We start from the raw sequence: 18,523 nt of genomic DNA, 5'->3' as shown, positions 1-18,523 counted from the left end.
GCTCCGGGCTTTTCCTGCCCGTGGCACATTCACTAACATATGGCCCTTCAATCACTCTCACCAGGAATCTGCTCATGACCAAATCCGATGACACCGGCAAGCTCGTTCTGCGCGTTGCACTCGGCATCCTCATTCTGTTGCACGGCATCGCGAAGGTCGGCAAGGGGGTCGACGGCATCGGCGGCATGCTGGCATCCCACGGGCTGCCGGCGGCCATGGCATACCTGGTCTACGTGGGTGAAATCCTCGCGCCCGTGCTGCTTATCGTGGGCCTGTTCACCCGCCCGGCAGCGCTGATCGTTGCCATCAACATGGTGGTGGCGATCTGGCTGGTTCACCAGAAGGACCTGGGCGCGCTCAATGGGCAAGGCGGCTGGGCGCTGGAACTGCAGGGCATGTTCCTGTTCTCGGCAATTGCCGTCGCGCTGTTCGGCGGTGGCCGCTTCGGCCTGGGCGGCAAGTACAACTGAACGCATGCGGCCGGTGATGAACCGGCCGCTTTTTTTCAGTCGTCGTCGTTGGCGTCAAGCCCGGGAAACAGCACGTCGGTGTAGCCGAAGCGCGAAAAGTCGCGCACCCGCATCGGGTAGAGCTTGCCAAGCAGATGATCGACTTCGTGCTGCACCACGCGCGCATGAAAACCGCTCACGGTCCGGTCGATCGGATCGCCATACGGATCGAAGCCGGTATAGCGGATGCTCGAAAAGCGCGGCACCACGCCGCGAAGGCCCGGCACCGAAAGACACCCTTCCCAGCCCTCTTCTTCCTCGTCGCCGATCGGCGTGATGACGGGATTCAGCAGCACGGTGCGGGGCACCGGCGGCGCGTCGGGGTAGCGTGGGTTGACGACGTCTGTGCCGAAAATGACCAGCTGCTGGTCGACGCCGATCTGCGGTGCGGCCAGCCCGGCACCGTTGACCGCAATCATCGTCTCCAACATGTCGCGCACCAGAAGGTGCAGTTCGTCGGTGTCGAAAGCGCTGACCGGCTGCGCAACGCGCAGCAGCCGGGGATCGCCCATTTTCAGGATTTCGCGAATGGCCATGGCGGGATTATCGCGACAGCCGTGCGCCGAGGCTCAGTAGCCCGCCGCGCTCCGATCAGGGAGGCGTTTGATTCTTGGAGTCGGGCGACGTGTACAGCCGTTGACGAGCGTTCGGCGGTGGCGAGCGGTACTGCGGCAATGGCGAAACGCCTGTATTGCCGGTCGGCGGCACGATCGCGCCACCACCGGGCGGCCGTCCACCGCCGCCGCCCCAGCCCGGACGTCCCACCGGGTAGCCCGGCCGCACAGCCGGATAACCTGGCCGCCCGTAGTAGGGCCGGTCACCGTAATAGGGCCGCCCACCGTAGTAAGGACGACGGCCTTCGTAGTAGGCGCCGCCTTCAATGTAGACGGGCGCCGGCTGAACGACCACCGGGCTGTCGTAATACGGCTGCGAGTAGCCCCCGTTGTAGTAAGGATCGCCGGGCACCGCAACGCAGCCGCCGAGCAGCGCGATGCCGCCGATGGCGACGCAGGTACCGAGAACACGAATTTTCTGCATAAGGGACTCCTTGTCAGCCTTTTGTCTTCAACGCCAGCTTGTAGTCCCTGTTGACTGCGCTGGTGTGAAGTCACGTAACCAGCCGTAAGGACGCCGGACCTCCAAGCTCTCAACCCGGCACGCCGTTGGCGAGTATCTCCAGCATACCCGCCTCGTCGATCACGTTCACGCCGAGCTCGCGGGCCTTGTCCAGCTTGCTGCCGGCCTCCTCGCCCGCAACCAGGTAGTTGGTTTTCTTGCTGACGGAGCCGGCCACCTTGGCACCGGCTGATTCCAGTTTGTCCTTTGCTTCGTCCCTGCTGAGCGTAGGAAGGGTGCCGGTGATGACGAAGGTCAGCCCCGCCAGCGGCTTGGGCGCGCGGGCGGCAGGTTCGCCCTCTTCCCACGTCAGACCGCAGGCCCGCAACTGCTCGACCACCTCGCGGTTGTGCGGCTGGTCGAAGAAGGTGCGCAGGCTTTGCGCCACCACCGGGCCGACGTCGTTGACCTCGAGCAACTGTTCTTCGGTCGCATCCATGATCGCGTCGAGCTTGCCGAAATGCTTGGCCAGGTCTTTCGCAGTGCTTTCGCCCACATGCCGGATACCCAGCCCGAACAGGAAGCGCGGCAGCGTGGTTTTCTTCGATGCTTCGAGCGCGTCGACGAGGTTCTTGGCCGACTTCTCCGCCATGCGGTCCAGGCCCGCCAAGGTGGTGAAGCCAAGCCTGTACAGGTCGGGCAAGGTGCGGATCAGGTTGGCATCGACCAATTGCTCGACCAGCTTGTCGCCGAGCCCGTCGATATCGACCGCGCGGCGCGCCGCAAAGTGCAGGATGGCTTCCTTGCGCTGGGCGGCGCAGAACAGGCCGCCTGTGCAGCGGTAGTCGACTTCGCCCTCTTCGCGCAGCGCTTCCGATCCGCACACCGGGCACTGGCGCGGCATGGTGAACAACGGGCCGCGCTCGCCCTCGGGCTTGGCCAGGCTCTCGGGCACCACGCCGACCACTTCGGGAATCACGTCGCCCGCGCGACGCACGATGACCTGGTCGCCCACGCGCACGTCCTTGCGGCGCGCCTCGTCCTCGTTGTGCAGCGTGGCGTTGGTCACGGTCACGCCGCCGACAAACACGGGTGCGAGCTTGGCCACCGGCGTCAGCTTGCCGGTGCGGCCCACCTGCACTTCGATGCCGAGCACCTCGGTGAGTTGTTCCTGCGCAGGGTACTTGTGCGCCACGGCCCAGCGCGGCTCGCGCGAGACGAAGCCGAGCTGCCGCTGCAGCTCCAGGCTGTCGACCTTGTAGACGACGCCGTCGATGTCGTAGGGCAAGGCATCGCGCTGACGGCCGATGTTCTCGTGGAACGCGATCAACTCGATCGCCCCCCTCGCACGCGCCGTCTGCTTGGCCACCGGAAAACCCCATGCGTCGAACTGCTGCAGCCAGTCGAACTGGGTCGGAAAATCCGGACCGCCCTCGCTCGCCGGCGTGACCTCGCCGAGACCATAGGCAAAAAAGCTCAGCGGGCGCGCTGCCGCAATGGCCGGGTCGAGTTGGCGCACCGCGCCGGCTGCTGCGTTGCGCGGATTGACGAACACCTTCTCGTTCTTTTGGCCGGCCGCAATCTTCTCTCGCTGGCGCTCATTGAGCGCGTCGAAGTCGGCGCGCTTCATGTAGATCTCGCCACGCACCTCGACCACGGGCGGTGCCTTGCCGTTCAGCCGCAGCGGAATATCGCGCACCGTGCGGATGTTCTGCGTAACCTCTTCTCCCACCTCGCCGTCGCCGCGCGTTGCAGCCTGCACCAGCACGCCGTTCTCGTAGCGCAGGTTCATGGCGAGGCCGTCGAACTTGAGCTCGCAAACATATTCGACCTGAGGGCCGTCTTCAGCCAGGCCCAGCTCCTTGCGTACCCGTGCATCGAACGCACTGGCGCCGCCGGGCGAGATGTCGGTCTCGGTGCGAATCGACAACATCGGCACCTTGTGGCGCACCTTCACGAAGCCTTCGAGCACCTTGCCGCCGACGCGCTGCGTGGGTGAATCGGGCGTGCGCAGGTCGGGAAACTCGGCCTCGATGGCCTGCAGCCGCTGGAACAGCTTGTCGTACTCGGCGTCGGGCAGTTCGGGCGCGTCGAGCACGTAATAAAGGTGGGCGTGCTTGTGGAGCAGTTCGCTCAGTGCGGCGGCTTCGCGTGCCGCTTCGTCGCGCGTTGTCATGGGTGTCTCCCGAAAAATCGGATCAGCTGAAGAGGCGTCGCGCCAAAGGCGAACCGGCGGCCAGATCGCGCGACTCGAGCGTGTCGTAGAGCTGCTCGAGGTCAGCGCCGATCACGTCCATGGTTTCCTCGCGCAGCAGTTGCCCATCGCTGTCGGTCACCACGCCATCCATCTCGCGCGCCAGCGTGGCGGCGGCCTCGCGCATGCGGCGGAACGGCTGCTCGGCGCGGTCGACCTGCGGCACGTCCAGGCTCAGGCTGAGCTCGCGGATGGCCGACTGCGCCGGATCGTCGGCCAGGGCGGCCTGCGTGTCGAACGACAGCCCGAGGATCGGCGGCAGCCCGACTTCGCTGGTCGGCAGCACCATGCGGCCGGGAATGATGCCCGCCACAAAGCCCAGCCGCGCCGCGTTCTGCTGCACATAGCCGGGGCTCCATGCCGCGTGCAGCGCGCGCAGCACAAAGCCCAGCTGCGCATCGTGAGCACTGGCGAACTGGTCGAGCTCGCGCGCGCGCGCCACTTCATCGAGCATTTCAGGAAATTCGAGCGCGCCGTTGACGGCATCCGCAAAGGCCTGCGCCTTCACCACAAATTCGGAATACTCGATCTCGTTGAGCGCGCCGGTGCGGTTGGCCAACTGCACGCCGACCTGGAAGGCGCTGTAGCGCTGGCCCGCAACCGGCGGTTCCCATTGGCCGGTGTGCTCGTTCAGGCCTTCGATGGCCACGGGCTTGCTGCCCGCGCGGCGGGTGGGCGGCATGGCCGCAATGGCTGCGTCGCCCGATGCAAGGCCGTCCAGCGACACCGGTGCGATCACGTCGATGAGCGGATCGAGGCCGCCGCGACGCTCGGCCGTGGGCAAGGGGCTGGCGCCGGGCGCTGGCAGGTCAGGGTCGAACAAGGGCTCGTGCCGCTCCTGGCCCGGCGGCATCTGGTGCGGGTCGATGTGCAGCATCGGCTCCACGCCGTCGGCCGCGGACGCCGGCGAACGGTCGGCATCGGAAAAATCGTCGCTGGCGGCGTCGGGCTGCCGCGGCGCATTGCGGCGCGAAGTGACGGTGTTGTAGGCCACGACGGCCGCGAGAACGAGGCCGCCGAGGATGGCCAGGGCGAGAGTGAGATTGCTCATGCGCGCTGCTCGGCTTAAGCAGCTTCTACCATCGAGACGGCCGATTCCATGTCGACCGCAACGATGCGGGACACGCCCTGTTCCTGCATGGTGACACCGATCAGCTGCTCGGCCATTTCCATGGCGATCTTGTTGTGGCTGATGAAGAGGAACTGGGTTTCGCGGCTCATGGCGGTCACGAGTTTGGCATAGCGTTCGGTGTTCGCGTCGTCCAGCGGCGCGTCAACCTCGTCGAGCAGACAGAAAGGCGCCGGGTTGAGCTGGAAGATGGCGAACACCAGCGCAATGGCCGTGAGCGCCTTTTCGCCGCCCGAGAGCAGGTGGATGGTCTGGTTCTTCTTGCCGGGAGGCTGCGCCATCACCTGCACGCCCGAATCCAGGATTTCGTCGCCCGTCATCATCAGCCGGGCATTTCCGCCGCCGAAGAGCTCGGGGAACATGCGGCTGAAGTGCTCGTTGACGATCTTGAAGGTGCCGCCAAGAAGCTCGCGCGTTTCGCCGTCGATCTTGCGGATGGCGTCTTCGAGGGTGCCGATGGCTTCGTTCAGGTCGGCCGACTGCGCATCGAGGAAGGTCTTGCGCTCGCTGGCAATCGCAAGTTCGTCCAGCGCTGCCAGATTGACCGCGCCCAATGCGACCACTTCGCGGTTCAGGCGGTCGATTTCGCTTTGCAGGCCCGTGAGGCGCACCTTGTCGGTTTCGATTGACTGGGCGACCGCTTCGAGATCGGCACCGGCGTCGTCCAGCAACTGCTGGTACTGCTCGACACCCAGGCGTGCGGCCTGTTCCTTGAGCTGGAATTCGGTGATGCGCTGGCGCAGCGGATCCAGTTCGCGTTCGAGCTGGAGCCGGCGCTCGTCGCTGGCGCGCAGCTTCAGCGTGAGGTCGTCATACTGGCTGCGCGCGGCGCCCAGGGCAGCTTCGCGTTCGAGCTTGAGTGCCAGTGCGTCCTGCAGGCCCGCCTGGGCTGCGGCGTCCGACAGCCGACCGAGTTCGGCCCTGGCGCGCTCGTCTTCATCGGTAAGGGCCACCACCTGCTGCGATGCAGTTTCGATGGCCCGGCTCAGTTCACCGCGGCGGGCTTCGAGCGTGCGCTGCGAGAAGGTGGCTTCCTGCGCCTGACGCTCCAGGCTGCGATGCTGCTCGCGGCTCGCGGCGAGTGCACGGCCGGCTTCGATCACGCGCTCGTCGAGCTGCGCATGGCGCTCCTGGCTATCGGCCAACTGCATGTCGAGCTCTTCGAAGCGGCCCTCGGCGGCCATGCGCTTTTCCTGCAGCTCCTCGAGTTGCGCATCGACTTCGGCGAGGTCGGCGGCAAGTTGATCGCTGCGCGCCCGCGTCTGCTCGGCAAGCTGCGTCATGCGCAGGGTTTCGACCTGCAGTTCGTGAGCACGCGATTGCGTCTCGGCCGCTTCACGGCGCGCCGTCACAAGGCGCTGCGCGGCATCGGCGTAGGCGGCTTCGGCACGGACCAACGCGGTGCGCGCTTCTTCGCTGATGAGCGTCTGGGCGCGCAGCTGGCGCTCCAGGTTTTCCATTTCCTGCTGGCGCGCGAGCAAGCCGGCTTGCTCGGAATCCGGGGCGTAGAAGTTCACGCTGTGCGAGAAGACGGCGTGGCCGCTCTGCACGTAGATGACTTCGCCGGGCTGCAGCGTGCTGCGCTGCGCAAGGGCTTCTTCGAAACTCTGCGCCGTGTAGCAGCCGTGGAGCCAGTCGGTCAGCAAAGCTTGCAGACCTGCATCGTTCAGGCGCAGCAGGCTGGACAGGCGCGGTAGCGCGGCAGCGCCTTGCGGCAAGCCGGCATCAGGCGGGCTGTAGAACGCCAGCTTGGCGGGCGGCGCGTCGTTGCCGAAGGCGCGCACCATGTCGAGCCGGCTGACTTCGAGCGCGCCCAGGCGCTCGCGCAGCGCCGCTTCGAGCGCGTTTTCCCAACCCTGCTCGATATGGATGCGGCTCCACAGGCCTTGCATGCCTTCGAGCCCGTGCTTGGCGAGCCAGGGCGCCAGCTTGCCGTCGGTCTTGACCTTTTCCTGAAGGGCACGCAGCGCTTCGAGCCGTGCCGAGAGCTCGGCATGCCGGGCGCTCTCGGTATTGACGGCCTGTTGCTTCGTCCGACGGTCGTCGTCGAGCTGCGGCACCGATTCCTGCAACTCGTGCAGACGGGCTTCGGCTTCGCTCGCGGCTTCTTGAGCCGCGGCGTGTTCTTCCTGCATGGATTGCAGGCGGGCTTCGTCCGGCGCGGCCAGTGCGTTCTGATCGGCGCGCAGGCGTTCGCCGCGCTGCGTGAGTTGCCGGCTCTGGTCTTCGATGTTGCGCTGGTCGGCGGCCAGCACCTGAATCTGCTGCTGGATCTGCACCACGGCGGCGCGCTGCGCATTGGCCTCGTCCTGCGCGCGCTGCTGCGCTTCCTCGAGCTCGGGCATGCGCGCGTCGTGCTCTTCGAGTTGTGCGGCCAGCATGACGGCTTGCTCTTCGGCATCGACGCCCTGGCCGGCCAGGGTTTCGATTTCGGCCTCGGCCTCTTCACGGCGGCGGCCCCATTGGCCCATTTGCTCGCGCAACTGAACGAGCCGCTGCTCCACGCGCTGGCGGCCTTCGACCACGAAGCGGATTTCGCCTTCGAGGCGACCGACTTCGGCGCTGGCTTCGTAGAGCTTGCCCTGGGCCTGGTTGACCTGGTCTCCGGCCGCATAGTGGGCCTGGCGCACGGTTTCGAGTTCGGATTCGATGCGGCGCAGGTCGGCCGTGCGCGACTCCAGGTCGTTGATTGCCTTTTCGGAGTCGGCCTTGATCTTGGCCTGGTCTGCGTCGCTTTCGCTGCGCTTCAGGAACCACAGCTGGTGCTGCTTCTTGGTGGCTTCGCCCTGCAGCGTGTTGTAGCGCGCGGCCACCTCGGCCTGCTTCTCGAGTTTTTCGAGGTTTGCGTTCAGTTCGCGAAGAATGTCTTCGACCCGCGTGAGGTTCTCGCGCGTGTCGCCCAGGCGGTTCTCGGTTTCGCGCCGGCGTTCCTTGTACTTGGAAACACCCGCCGCTTCTTCCAGGAACAGGCGCAGTTCTTCGGGCTTGGACTCGATGATCCGGCTGATCGTGCCCTGCCCGATGATGGCGTAGGCGCGCGGGCCGAGGCCCGTGCCCAGGAACACGTCCTGCACGTCGCGGCGGCGCACCGGCTGGTTGTTGATGTAGTAGCTGCTGGTGCCGTCGCGCGTGAGCACGCGCCGCACGGCGATCTCGCCGAACTGGTTCCATTGGCCGCCGGCGCGATGGTCGGCGTTGTCGAACACCAGTTCCACGCTCGAACGGCTGGCCTGCTTGCGCGTGGTCGTGCCGTTGAAGATCACGTCCTGCATCGACTCGCCGCGCAGCTCCGACGCGCGCGACTCGCCCAGCACCCAGCGCACCGCATCCATGATGTTCGACTTGCCGCAACCGTTGGGCCCGACCACGCCGACCAGCTGGCCTGGCAGCAGGAAGTTGGTCGGTTCGGCGAACGACTTGAAGCCTGAAAGCTTGATGGAATTGAGACGCACGACTTGTCGGCCTGCCTTGGCATAGCGCCAAGGTATTGATTTGTAAGGAAAATTGCACGGGCCTGCCGCTTGAAGCAGGCCGCCGCCCCAGCTGTGGATGATAACGTCAGGGCATGAGCGATTCCCTGGTTTCACCCTTCACCGCGCGCCGCGGCTACCTGCTGGCTGGCGCAGCTGCACTGCTGGGCCTTGGCGGTTGCGCGGCCACCCGTTCCACCGAACGCGCCGAACCCTATGCCAACCAGGAATGGTTGCAATCGAGCGCCAACCGCATTGCCAACCTGTCCCTGCGCGACAACCTGCAATCGATCCGGCGCGTGCAAACCACGCTGTACCGGCGCAACCCACGCGAATGGCGCAAATCGGCGGCAAGCATCGAAGCGGCCGCCCAGCGCGCCTGGGACGCGGTGCTGACGGGCCCCGCCCTGCCCGAGTTGCGCGGCGCCACCGGCATCGATGCCATCCGCCTGGCTTTCGACACCAGTCAGCAGGGTTACCAGGGCGACCGGGTTGCGGCATTGGTCGTTGGCTGGGCATCCATGCTCAAGCAAGCCAATGGCGACACCTGGGACCAGACCATGCTCGATGGCGTCAACGCCGAGAACAGCTACCGCGCCGCGCGCAATTTCGAAATATCGCTCTGGCTGATCTCGTCGAAAACCGGCCCGGACGGCCAGCCCCTGCTGCTGGCCACCGAAATCAGCGAGCGCGGCCGCAACCTCGTGGCCGACCGCGAGTTGTCGAAAGTGGTGGCGCGGCTCGACCTGCTGGCCGCCCAGGCCGACGAAAAATACCGCCGCGCCGCGCTCGACTTCGGGCAGAACTGGATCATGGGCGTCGTCATGCCCTTCTTCACCTTGATTCCCAGATAGGGCAATGGGCACGTCCAGGAAATATATTTCCCAAACAGCGGTTTGCGGTAATATGTTTCCGTGATCAAACAGGAACTCATCACTGCTCTCACTGCCCGCCGCGATGCCGCGGGTCTCTCCAACGCGGAAATCGCGGAACGCTCCGGCCTGACCGAGCGCTCGGTTCGAAACGCGCTGAGCCTCAAGGGCAATCCGCAGCTGTCGTCGCTGCTGGCGCTGGTCGACGCCATCGGCCTCGAACTGCAGCTTGCACCCAAGGGCTTCGGCGAGAGCACGGCCCCCGATGACGGCTACCGCCCGGTTGCCACCCGCGTGGGCCACGCCATCGCGCAGGCGCCCTCCCCGCCTCCGTATGCCAACAAGCGGCGCCGTTCGCCATGAACGTCAAGATCCTCGAAATCTCGCTGGGTTCGCGGCGCTTCGGCAAGCTCTTTCAATACGCCGACCTGTGCCGCTTCGTGGCGGAACCCGAACTGGTGGCCGCTCCGCCGGCTGAAGTGCTGTCGCTTTCAATGGTGGCGAGCGATCCAGCCACCCAGGCGGCACTGTGGAGCGACGTGAAGAACCCGCTCTTCAATGCACAGGGTGGCCAGCTTCCGCGCTTCTTTCAGAACCTCTTGCCCGAAGGCGTTCTGCGCAGCCATATCGCGCAGTTGCGCGGCTGCCGCGAAAACGACCATTTCGAACTCCTCGCGGCTTGCGGCGGGGACCTCCCCGGCGCTGTGAGCGCCCGCCCGGTTTCGGTCGACCGCGGCACGCTGCAACGGCTCATCACGCAAGACCAGGACGCGCTCGAGATGTCCGTGGTAGAGCTGCCCATGCCCCAAGGCATTTCGGTATCGGGCGTGCAGCCCAAGCTCGGCCTGCGCCGCCAGGGCGGCCGCTATGTGGCCCGCACGCGTGCCGGTGCCAGCACGCGCGTGATCGCCAAGCTGCCCATGGCCGGCCGGCCGCACATGCCGCAACTCGAAATGCTTTCGCTCCAAATGGCGGGCGCAGCCGGTATCGAGGTCTGCCATGCCGAACTGGCACCGCTCTCCGCCATTGCGGCCGAACACAGCTATGCGCTGCCCGACGAGCCGGATTTTCTTGCGGTCACCCGCTTCGACCGCGAGGGCGCGCGCCGCATTCATTTCGAAGACTTTGCGCAGGTGCTTGCGGTTGATCCGATGCACAAATACAGCTCCAGCTACCTCGACATGGCGCTTGCCATGCGCGCCTTTCCTTCGATGGGCGAAGAGGCCGTGCTCGAACTCGTGCGGCGCCTGGCGGTGAACGACCTGCTCGGCAACCCCGATGCACACCTGAAGAATTTCGGCGTGATCTATCCGGACGGCATCGCGCCGCGGCTGGCGCCGGCCTACGACATCGTGGCATATGCCGCGCTCCAGGGCGTCGACGGCCATGCCTTGCCTCTTCTGCCCGCAGCGGGCGGAGGTGCCGCACCCAAACGCACGGCATTGTTCACGCCCGCCAACATACGCGCCTTCTGCTTCTCGACCGGGCTGCACGAGCCGATGGTCCGGCGCGTCATTGCAGATACCGCGCGGCTCGCGCGCAGCCAATGGCCCGCAATGATCGACGCATCGACGCTTCCCGCGCCGTGGAAAAAGCGGCTGCAGCAGCGCTTGCAGGCACATCCCTTGCTGCAAGGCATGGCCAAGCGCGGCAAATGAGAAAAAGAAAAGAAAACGCGCCCCCTAGAATGATTCAGCCCTTCACTCCTCAACCCATGCGAGGCAGCAGCAACTCATGAGCTCCATCAATTTCATCGGCGGCGAAAAAGGCGGTGTCGGCAAGTCGGTTACCGCGCGCGTGCTGGCGCAGTACTTCATCGACCACAGCCGGCCTTTCACTGGCTTCGACACCGACCGCTCGCACAGCTCGTTCACCCGCTTCTATGAAGGCTTTGCGTCGCCCATCGTGGTCGACAGCTTCGAGGGGCTCGACACCGTGGTGAACGGTTTCGAAACCAATCCGCAGCAAAGCGTCATCGTCGACCTCGCGGCCCAAACGCTGGCGCCGCTGTCGCGCTGGATCAAGGAATCCGACTTGTTCGACGTGTTCGTCGAACTGGGCGTGGCCGTCAACTTCTGGCATGTGCTGGACGACGGCAAGGACTCCACCGATCTGCTCGGCACGCTGATCGACACCTTCGGCAACCGGCCCAACTACATCGTGGTGCAGAACTATGGCCGCGGCAGCGACTTCGGCATGCTGCTCGCGTCGCAGTCGCTCTCCAAGGCCACCGCGAACGGCGCTCGCGTGATCACGCTGCCGCGCCTGCACGAGGCCAGCATGCGCAAGATCGATACGCAGAACACCAGCTTCTGGAAGGCGGTGAATGACCGCGAAGGGCCGCACGCGCTCGGCTTGCTGGAGCGCCAACGCGTGAAGTCGTGGCTTGCGACCGCCTACGCGGCCTTCGACACCTTGCCGCTTTAAGCGACTGGTTCAACGCGCTACGGGGCGCTTGCGGAAAATCAGCACAAGCAGCAGAACCGCAAGAACGAAGAAGGCGACGAACGACCAGTTCGCCAGCGTCAGGCCGAACAGCGACCAGTCGATCTTCGAGCAATCGCCGCCGCCACGAAAGATCATCGGCAGCGCCCGCTTGAGCGGAAAGGTCTCGATCATCCCATACAGGTCGCGGCCGCACGACACGACCTCGGGTGGATACCACTGCAGCCAGCTCTGCGCGGCGGCCGTGTAGGCGCCACCAATGGCCGACACCAGCGCCAGCACCCCGCCCGTCACCTGAAGGCCGCGGCTGCGGAACACGGCGGCCAGCCCGGTGAAGAGCGCCACCAACACCAAGGCATACCGCTGCACGATGCACATGGGACAAGGCTCGAGCCCGACCACGTGCTGCAGATAGAGCCCGAAGGCCAGCATAAGAACGCAGGCCAGGCAGATCAGCCCATACGCGCGGCGCGGCGCGCCGAAGTACCAATCGATCAAGGGGAAACCCAATCTTCTTCTACGAACACCCGGGCCTTGCGCGGCGTGGCGACCACTGTGTCGCCCTCGTTCAAGCCCAGTTCACGGAACTGTTGCGCAGGGATTTGCGCTTCGATGATGGTTCCGGAGCCCGGATTATCTGGATTCGTTTCTGTGGGCTCAAGTTCCAGCCGCGCGATCGGGCCGACCACGATGGCGCGCGACAAGGTGGCCACGATGCCGGTGGCGCCGGCGGTGTAGCGCTCCACGGTGAGGTCATGCGGGCGCACGTAGGCCATGGCCTTGGCGTCGCGCGCACCGCTGTGCTCCGGGGAGTCCAGGCGCATGCCGTCCAGTTGCACCGCGCCGTTGTCGGCCCGGCCATGGAACAGGTTCACGTCGCCCAAAAAGCCGTAGACGAAGGGGCTTGCGGGCTGGTCCCACACCTCTTGCGGCGAACCGACCTGCTCGATGCGGCCCTTGTTGATGACTACCACGCGGTCAGCCACTTCGAGCGCTTCTTCCTGGTCGTGCGTGACGAAGATCGAGGTGACGTGCAGCTCGTCGTGCAGCCGGCGTAGCCAGCGGCGCAATTCCTTGCGCACCTTGGCGTCGAGCGCGCCAAAGGGTTCGTCGAGCAGCAACACCTTGGGTTCGACCGCCAACGCACGCGCCAATGCAATGCGCTGCCGCTGGCCGCCCGAGAGTTGCGAGGGATAGCGGTCGGCCAGCCAGTCGAGCTGCACCAGCTTGAGCAGGTCGGTCACCTTCTGCTTGATCTGCGTTTCGCTCGGGCGCTCCTTGCGCGGCTTCACGCGCAGGCCGAAGGCCACGTTCTCGAACACCGTCATGTGGCGGAACAGTGCGTAGTGCTGAAACACGAAGCCCACCTGCCGCTCGCGCACATGCACGTCGGTGGTGTCTTCGCCCGAAAACAGAATGCTGCCGGTGTCGGCCGTTTCCAGCCCCGCGATGATGCGCAGCAGCGTGGTCTTGCCGCAGCCCGACGGGCCGAGCAGTGCGACGAGTTCACCCGATTCGACGTCGAGGTTGACGTTGTTCAGGGCGCGGAAGTCGCCGAACTGCTTGCTGATGTTGCGGATTTCGATGCTCATGATCTTGTTCTTTCTCTCTCAGGCCACCGTGGGCTCGGGCGGACGTTCCGGCGGCAGCTCGGCAATGGCTTTCATTTCACGCTCGTGGCGCCACTCGATAACCGACTTGATCACCAGCGTGACGAGCGCCAGGATGGCCAGCAGCGATGCCACGGCAAACGCCGCCACCGACTGGTACTCGTTGTAGAGCACTTCCACATGCAGCGGCATGGTGTTGGTCTGCCCGCGAATGTGGCCGGACACCACCGACACCGCGCCGAACTCGCCCATGGCGCGCGCGTTGCAAAGAATCACGCCGTACAACAGGCCCCACTTGATGTTGGGCAAGGTCACGCGCCAGAAGGTCTGCCAGCCGGTCGCACCCAGCACGATGGCGGCTTGTTCTTCGTCGGTGCCCTGTGCCTGCATCAGCGGCACGAGCTCGCGCGCAATGAACGGAAAGGTCACGAACACCGTTGCAAGCACGATGCCGGGCACCGCGAAGATGATCTTGATGTCGTGTTCCGCGAGCCATGGGCCGAACCAGCCCTGCGCGCCGAACACCAGCACGTAGATCAGGCCCGCCACCACCGGCGACACCGCAAACGGCAAGTCGACCAGCGTGGTCAGAAAGGCCTTGCCGCGAAACTCGAACTTGGCAATGGCCCACGCCGCGGCAACGCCGAACACCAGGTTCAGCGGCACCGAAATGGCGGCCGTGATCAGCGTGAGGCGAATCGCGCTCCAGGCATCGGGCTCTTTCAGTGCCTCGACATAGGCGCCCACGCCCTTGCGCAAGGCCTCCGTTGCCACGGCTGCCAGCGGCAGCACCAGGAACAGGAACATGAACGCGAGCGCAAGGCCGATCAGCAGCCAGCGCACCCAGGGCGACTCGGTGGTGCCGGCCTGCGCGCGGCGAATGATTTTGGAAGGGGCGCTCATCTCAAGCTCCTGCGCGGCGGCGCTGCCAGGCTTGCAGGCCGTTGATGACCAGCAGCAGGATGAACGAAATCACCAGCATCACGAGCGCGACCGCGGTTGCGCCGGCAAAGTCGTATTGCTCCAGCTTGCCGATGATGATGAGCGGCGTGATTTCCGAAATCATCGGCATGTTGCCGGCGATGAAGATCACCGAGCCGTATTCGCCGATGGCACGCGCAAAAGCCATCGCAAAGCCGGTAAGCAATGCGGGCGCAATCGACGGGAAGATCACCTTGGTGAAGGTCTGCAGGCGCGTCGCGCCGAGCGACGTAGCGGCTTCTTCAAGCTCTTTCTCGGCATCTTCGAGCACCGGCTGCACGGTGCGCACCACAAATGGCAGCCCGATGAAGATCAGCGCAATGACAATGCCCGCCGGCGTGAACGCCAGCTTGATGCCGTGCGGCTCGAGCAATTGCCCGATCCATCCGTTGCCCGCAAGCAGCGCCGTGAGCGAGATGCCGGCCACCGCCGTAGGCAAGGCAAACGGCAGGTCGACCAGCGCATCGACGATGCGCTTGCCCGGAAACTTGTAGCGCACCAGCACCCAGGCCACCAGCAAGCCGAACACCGCATTCACCATGGCCGCAAGCAGCGACGCGCCGAACGTGAGCCGGTAAGAGGCCATGACGCGCGGCGCGGTCACGGCCGTCCAAAACTGCTCCCAGCTCAGCGTGAAGGTCTTGAAGACCAGCGCCGACAGCGGGATCAGAACAATCAGGCAGAGATAAAAGATCGAAAAGCCGAGCGTGATGTGAAAGCCCGGCAGGACCCGCCTGGAGCCCCCTGCCCGGTTCACATGCGAAAGCGGCGCTCCCGCGGACGGGAGCGCCGAAGAAACAGCGCCGCTCATTTACTTTGCGCCGGGCGTGTAGAGCTTGTCGAACTGGCCGCCGTCGTTGAAGTGCACCTTCTGTGCATCGCCAAGGCTGCCAAAAAGCTCTTGCACCGTGAACAGCTGCAGCGGCTTGAACGTGGCGGCATGCTTCTTCAGCACCGCTTGCGAACGCGGGCGCAGCGCATGCTTGGCCGCAATTTCCTGCGCTTCTTCGGAATAGAGCCAATCGAGGTAGGCCTTGGCGAGTTCGCCGGTGCCCTTTTTCTTGGTCGTGCGCTCGACCAGTGCCACCGGGTTCTCGGCCACGATGCTGATCGACGGGTAGACCGAATCGACCTTGCCCGTACCGAACTCGCGATCGATCGACACCACTTCGGATTCGAAGGTGATCAGCGCGTCGCCGATGTTGCGCTGCAGGAAGGCGGTGGTCGCGTCGCGGCCGCCGCGTGCCAGCACCGGCACGTTCTTGAACAGCTTGCCGACGAACTCGGCCGCCTGGGCGTCGGTGCCGCCCTTTTTCTTCACGTAGCCCCAGGCCGCAAGGTAGGCATAGCGCCCGTTGCCGCCGGTCTTGGGGTTGACGATGACCACCTGCACGCCCGGCTTGACCAGGTCTTCCCAGTCCTTGATGCCCTTGGGGTTGCCGTTGCGCACCAGGAACAGCATGGTCGACGTGGTCGGCGATGCGTTTTCGGGGAACTGCTTGTTCCAGTCCTTCGCGACCACGCCGGTATTGGCCAAAAAGTCGATGTCGGTGGATGTGTTCATTGTCACCACATCGGCATCGAGGCCGTCGGCCACAGCGCGCGCCTGCGCGCTGGAGCCGCCATGCGACTGGTCGATCTTCACGTCCTTGCCCGTGGCCTTCTTGTAGTGGGCCACGAACGCCGCGTTGTAGTCCTTGTAGAACTCGCGCGCCACGTCGTACGAGGCGTTCAGCAGCGTCGTGCCCTGGGCAAAGGCGCTGCTGCCTGCGAATGCGGAGGACGCCAACGCGAGCACGGCGGCGAAGGTCTTGAGTCTGGAAGTCATGTGGTTGCCAAGGTTTCTGAAAATTCACGGCCCGCCGGCCAGGCGGCGGGCTCGTCGGTCAACGACTGGAGCAAGGCCAGGCCGAGCGGCCAGTCTCCATGCCCCGAATCGATGTTGATATGCCCCGCATTCTGCATGCGGACAAACTCACTGCCCCAGGCGCGGGAATATGCGCCGGCCAGGCGGATCGGGCAATACGGGTCGTTGCTGCTTGCCACCACGATGCTGCGGTACGGCAGGGCCGCATAGGGCACCGGCGCAAAGTCCGACAGCACGGCCCGGCGCTCGGGGTCTGCCGGCGCCACCAGGAGCGCCCCCCGGACCCGCGCGGCCGCTTCGGCCGGCAGGTGCGCCGTCGCAATGCAGCCCAGGCTGTGAGCGGCAATCACCACCGGGCCGGGGCTTTCGAGCACCAGCCTGGCCAGCGTAGACACCCAGGCCTCGCGCTTGGGCGACGCCCAGTCGTCCTGCACCACCCGTGCCGCGCCCGGAATGCGCTCCTGCCACAGGCTCTGCCAATGGCCGGGCCCGGAGTCGCGCCAGCCGGGCACGATGATCACGGAAGTCTGCATGGCGGCGCTGCCCTGGCCGCTTACCTGTTGGGCTGCGGCGTGATGCGCAGGTAGGGCTTCACGGCCTTGAAGCCCTTGGGAAAGCGCTCTGCCAGTTCGGCCGGGTCCTGGATGCTCGGGATGATGACCACGTCGTCGCCGTCCTTCCAGTTCACAGGCGTCGCCACCTTGTGGCTGTCGGTGAGCTGCAGCGAGTCGATCACGCGCAGGATTTCGTCGAAATTGCGGCCGGTCGATGCCGGGTAAGTGATGGTCGCGCGAATCACCTTCTTCGGATCGATGATGAACACGCTGCGCACCGTGGCAGTGGCCGATGCGTTGGGGTGAATCAGGTCGTACAGATCGGCCACCTTGCGGTCGTGGTCGGCCACGATCGGGAAGTTCACCGTGGTGTTCTGCGTCTCGTTGATGTCGCCGATCCATTCCTTGTGCTTGGTGGCCGGGTCGACGCTCAGCGCGATCGGCTTGACGCCGCGCTTGGCAAATTCGCCCGACAGCGCCGCGGTCTTGCCGAGTTCGGTGGTGCAAACGGGCGTGAAATCGGCCGGGTGCGAGAAGAACACGACCCACGAATCGCCGGCCCACTGATAGAAGTCGAGGGGGCCTTCGCTGGAGTCCTGGGTGAAATTGGGGGCTGTGTCGCCGAGTCGCAGGGTCGCCATGGTCGCTCCTTGAATTGGATGGGACCTGGGATTGTGCGAACGCCTGCTTCAATGCCAAACGAATATCTACTTGTTTGGTTATGGCGTTTTCCGCATAACGACCGCCTGACGCGGTCATTTAACGGACGCTAGTACATTCCGGTTTCGCTCCCGTGCAGATGCTCGGCCAGGAAGTCGATCAACCGTCGCACCGCGGGCACCAGCGCCCGCCGCGCTGGAAAAACCATGTGCGCAATGACGGCTGGGGGGCCCCATTCGGGGAGCACCCTCGCCAGGCGGCCCGCTTCCACGTCGTCACGGCACATGTAGCCGGGCAGCAGGGTTGCGCCCGCACCCTCGAGCACGGCCAGTTGCAGCGTCGCGAGATCGTCCGCCACATAGCGCGGTGTATGAACGTGCGTGTAGATCTCGCCATTCGGGCCTTCCAGCCGCCATTCGCTCCGCCCCTCGCCGTTGGCCGACATGGCCGCGGTCTGGAGCCGGACAAGGTCGGCGGGCGTTTTCACCGGCCCCTGGCGCTTCAGCAAGTCCGGCCTCATCACCAGCACCGCGCGGCTCGTTCCCAGCACCTTGGCCACCAGGGTGGTGCTGTCCTCGATGGCTGGCCGCACGCGCAAGGCGATGTCGATGCCCTCCTCGATCAGGTCGACCGGCCTGTTCAACACCCGCAGGTCGATACGCACGCCGGGGTAACGCTCCATGAACTGCGGCAGCAACCGGCCCAACCCGCTGTGCGCAATGGAAATGGGGCAGCTCAGCCGCACCGTGCCGCTCGGCTCCGTTTGCACCTGCGCCACGGCCTCGGCCGCCGCCTGCGCTGCGTCGCGCATGGCCGCCGAATGCCTCAGGTAGATCTCGCCCGCCGGCGTGAGCGAAAGCCGCCGCGTGCTGCGCTGCATCAGCTGCACACCCAGCCGCTCCTCAAGATCGGCCACGCGGCGCGACAGCCGCGACTTGGGGACGCCGAGCGCGCGGCTTGCCGCGGCAAAGCCGCCCCGCTCCGCCACTTCAGCGAAGAAAACCATGTCGTTGAGGTCTTGCATGCCTTCATTGTCCTGCAAATAGAACGATGTAGGCAAATTTCACCTACTTATCGTCGACTCGCATCAAAAATAGAATTCCCACATCGTCGGCC

At 65.2% G+C, this 18,523-nt stretch carries 18 protein-coding genes; 5 read left to right on the top strand and 13 right to left on the bottom strand.

The genetic code is table 11. The features are described 5' to 3' along the window. The first annotated feature begins 74 nt into the window (after positions 1-74). Positions 75-470: a DoxX family protein gene (locus V9K97_RS02185; protein WP_258506072.1), complete on the top strand. Its 396-nt coding sequence runs from the start codon at positions 75-77 to the stop codon at positions 468-470. Between the two features lie 35 nt (positions 471-505). Here V9K97_RS02185 and def read toward each other — a convergent pair whose 3' ends face one another. From def to smc, 5 genes are all read right to left on the bottom strand, one after another. Continuing rightward, positions 506-1,045, bottom strand: coding sequence for a peptide deformylase (gene def, locus V9K97_RS02180; RefSeq protein ID WP_337315991.1), 540 nt, complete (start codon positions 1,043-1,045; stop codon positions 506-508). 55 nt (positions 1,046-1,100) lie between these two features. Beyond that, a complete protein-coding gene (locus tag V9K97_RS02175; RefSeq protein ID WP_258506070.1) occupies positions 1,101-1,547 on the bottom strand; it encodes a hypothetical protein in 447 nt (148 codons plus the stop codon). A 109-nt stretch (positions 1,548-1,656) separates the two neighbouring features. After that, positions 1,657-3,741 (bottom strand): NAD-dependent DNA ligase LigA, encoded by a 2,085-nt coding sequence (gene ligA, locus V9K97_RS02170; protein WP_337315990.1) that lies wholly within the window; start codon positions 3,739-3,741, stop codon positions 1,657-1,659. 22 nt (positions 3,742-3,763) lie between these two features. Then, positions 3,764-4,870, bottom strand: coding sequence for a cell division protein ZipA C-terminal FtsZ-binding domain-containing protein (locus tag V9K97_RS02165; protein ID WP_157613769.1), 1,107 nt, complete (start codon positions 4,868-4,870; stop codon positions 3,764-3,766). Between the two features lie 14 nt (positions 4,871-4,884). Continuing rightward, positions 4,885-8,400 (bottom strand): chromosome segregation protein SMC, encoded by a 3,516-nt coding sequence (gene smc, locus V9K97_RS02160; protein ID WP_337315989.1) that lies wholly within the window; start codon positions 8,398-8,400, stop codon positions 4,885-4,887. Positions 8,401-8,513: 113 nt separating this feature from the next. Here smc and V9K97_RS02155 point away from each other — a divergent pair, with 113 nt between their 5' ends. The 4 genes from V9K97_RS02155 (at position 8,514) to V9K97_RS02140 (ending at position 11,717) form a co-directional block, all read left to right on the top strand. Next, a complete protein-coding gene (locus tag V9K97_RS02155; RefSeq protein WP_337315988.1) occupies positions 8,514-9,272 on the top strand; it encodes a hypothetical protein in 759 nt (252 codons plus the stop codon). Between the two features lie 60 nt (positions 9,273-9,332). Continuing rightward, positions 9,333-9,653, top strand: a complete 321-nt coding sequence (locus V9K97_RS02150) for a helix-turn-helix domain-containing protein (RefSeq protein ID WP_337295833.1) — start codon at positions 9,333-9,335, stop codon at positions 9,651-9,653. Next, positions 9,650-10,948: a type II toxin-antitoxin system HipA family toxin gene (locus tag V9K97_RS02145; protein ID WP_337315987.1), complete on the top strand. Its 1,299-nt coding sequence runs from the start codon at positions 9,650-9,652 to the stop codon at positions 10,946-10,948. Before V9K97_RS02150 ends, V9K97_RS02145 begins: the two co-directional genes overlap by 4 nt. A gap of 76 nt (positions 10,949-11,024) precedes the next feature. Continuing rightward, positions 11,025-11,717 carry a mobilization protein gene (locus V9K97_RS02140; RefSeq protein WP_337315986.1) on the top strand — a complete coding sequence of 231 codons (693 nt, stop codon included), beginning with the start codon at positions 11,025-11,027 and terminating at the stop codon, positions 11,715-11,717. Positions 11,718-11,726: 9 nt separating this feature from the next. On the opposite strand, the gene V9K97_RS02135 is transcribed toward V9K97_RS02140, so the two are convergent. The 8 genes from V9K97_RS02135 to V9K97_RS02100 all read right to left on the bottom strand — a co-directional run bounded on the left by V9K97_RS02135 (position 11,727) and on the right by V9K97_RS02100 (position 18,431). Next, positions 11,727-12,233: a disulfide bond formation protein B gene (locus V9K97_RS02135; protein WP_258506062.1), complete on the bottom strand. Its 507-nt coding sequence runs from the start codon at positions 12,231-12,233 to the stop codon at positions 11,727-11,729. Then, complete coding sequence (locus V9K97_RS02130; RefSeq protein ID WP_337295835.1) at positions 12,230-13,327, bottom strand: sulfate/molybdate ABC transporter ATP-binding protein; 1,098 nt, start codon at positions 13,325-13,327, stop codon at positions 12,230-12,232. Before V9K97_RS02130 ends, V9K97_RS02135 begins: the two co-directional genes overlap by 4 nt. Before the next feature lie 18 nt (positions 13,328-13,345). Further along, on the bottom strand, positions 13,346-14,248 hold the full coding sequence (cysW, locus tag V9K97_RS02125) for a sulfate ABC transporter permease subunit CysW (protein WP_337315985.1): 903 nt from the start codon (positions 14,246-14,248) through the stop codon (positions 13,346-13,348). A 1-nt stretch (position 14,249) separates the two neighbouring features. Then, complete coding sequence (gene cysT / locus V9K97_RS02120; RefSeq protein ID WP_337315984.1) at positions 14,250-15,137, bottom strand: sulfate ABC transporter permease subunit CysT; 888 nt, start codon at positions 15,135-15,137, stop codon at positions 14,250-14,252. Then, positions 15,138-16,154, bottom strand: a complete 1,017-nt coding sequence (locus tag V9K97_RS02115; RefSeq protein WP_126746407.1) for a sulfate ABC transporter substrate-binding protein — start codon at positions 16,152-16,154, stop codon at positions 15,138-15,140. It abuts the gene before it with no gap. Then, the gene (locus V9K97_RS02110) at positions 16,151-16,726 is read right to left on the bottom strand and encodes an RBBP9/YdeN family alpha/beta hydrolase (protein ID WP_337315983.1); all 576 of its coding nucleotides are present in this window, start codon (positions 16,724-16,726) and stop codon (positions 16,151-16,153) included. Before V9K97_RS02110 ends, V9K97_RS02115 begins: the two co-directional genes overlap by 4 nt. 20 nt (positions 16,727-16,746) lie before the next feature. After that, positions 16,747-17,388 carry a peroxiredoxin gene (locus V9K97_RS02105; protein ID WP_126746409.1) on the bottom strand — a complete coding sequence of 214 codons (642 nt, stop codon included), beginning with the start codon at positions 17,386-17,388 and terminating at the stop codon, positions 16,747-16,749. A gap of 128 nt (positions 17,389-17,516) precedes the next feature. Then, positions 17,517-18,431 carry a LysR family transcriptional regulator gene (locus tag V9K97_RS02100; RefSeq protein WP_337315982.1) on the bottom strand — a complete coding sequence of 305 codons (915 nt, stop codon included), beginning with the start codon at positions 18,429-18,431 and terminating at the stop codon, positions 17,517-17,519. Positions 18,432-18,523 lie beyond the last annotated feature (92 nt).

The sequence above is a fragment of the Variovorax sp. CCNWLW186 genome (assembly GCF_037203865.1).
In the GTDB taxonomy this organism is placed as follows: domain Bacteria; phylum Pseudomonadota; class Gammaproteobacteria; order Burkholderiales; family Burkholderiaceae_C; genus Variovorax.
Note: the sequence above shows the minus strand (reverse complement) of the source record. Positions and strands in the feature narration are given on the sequence as shown.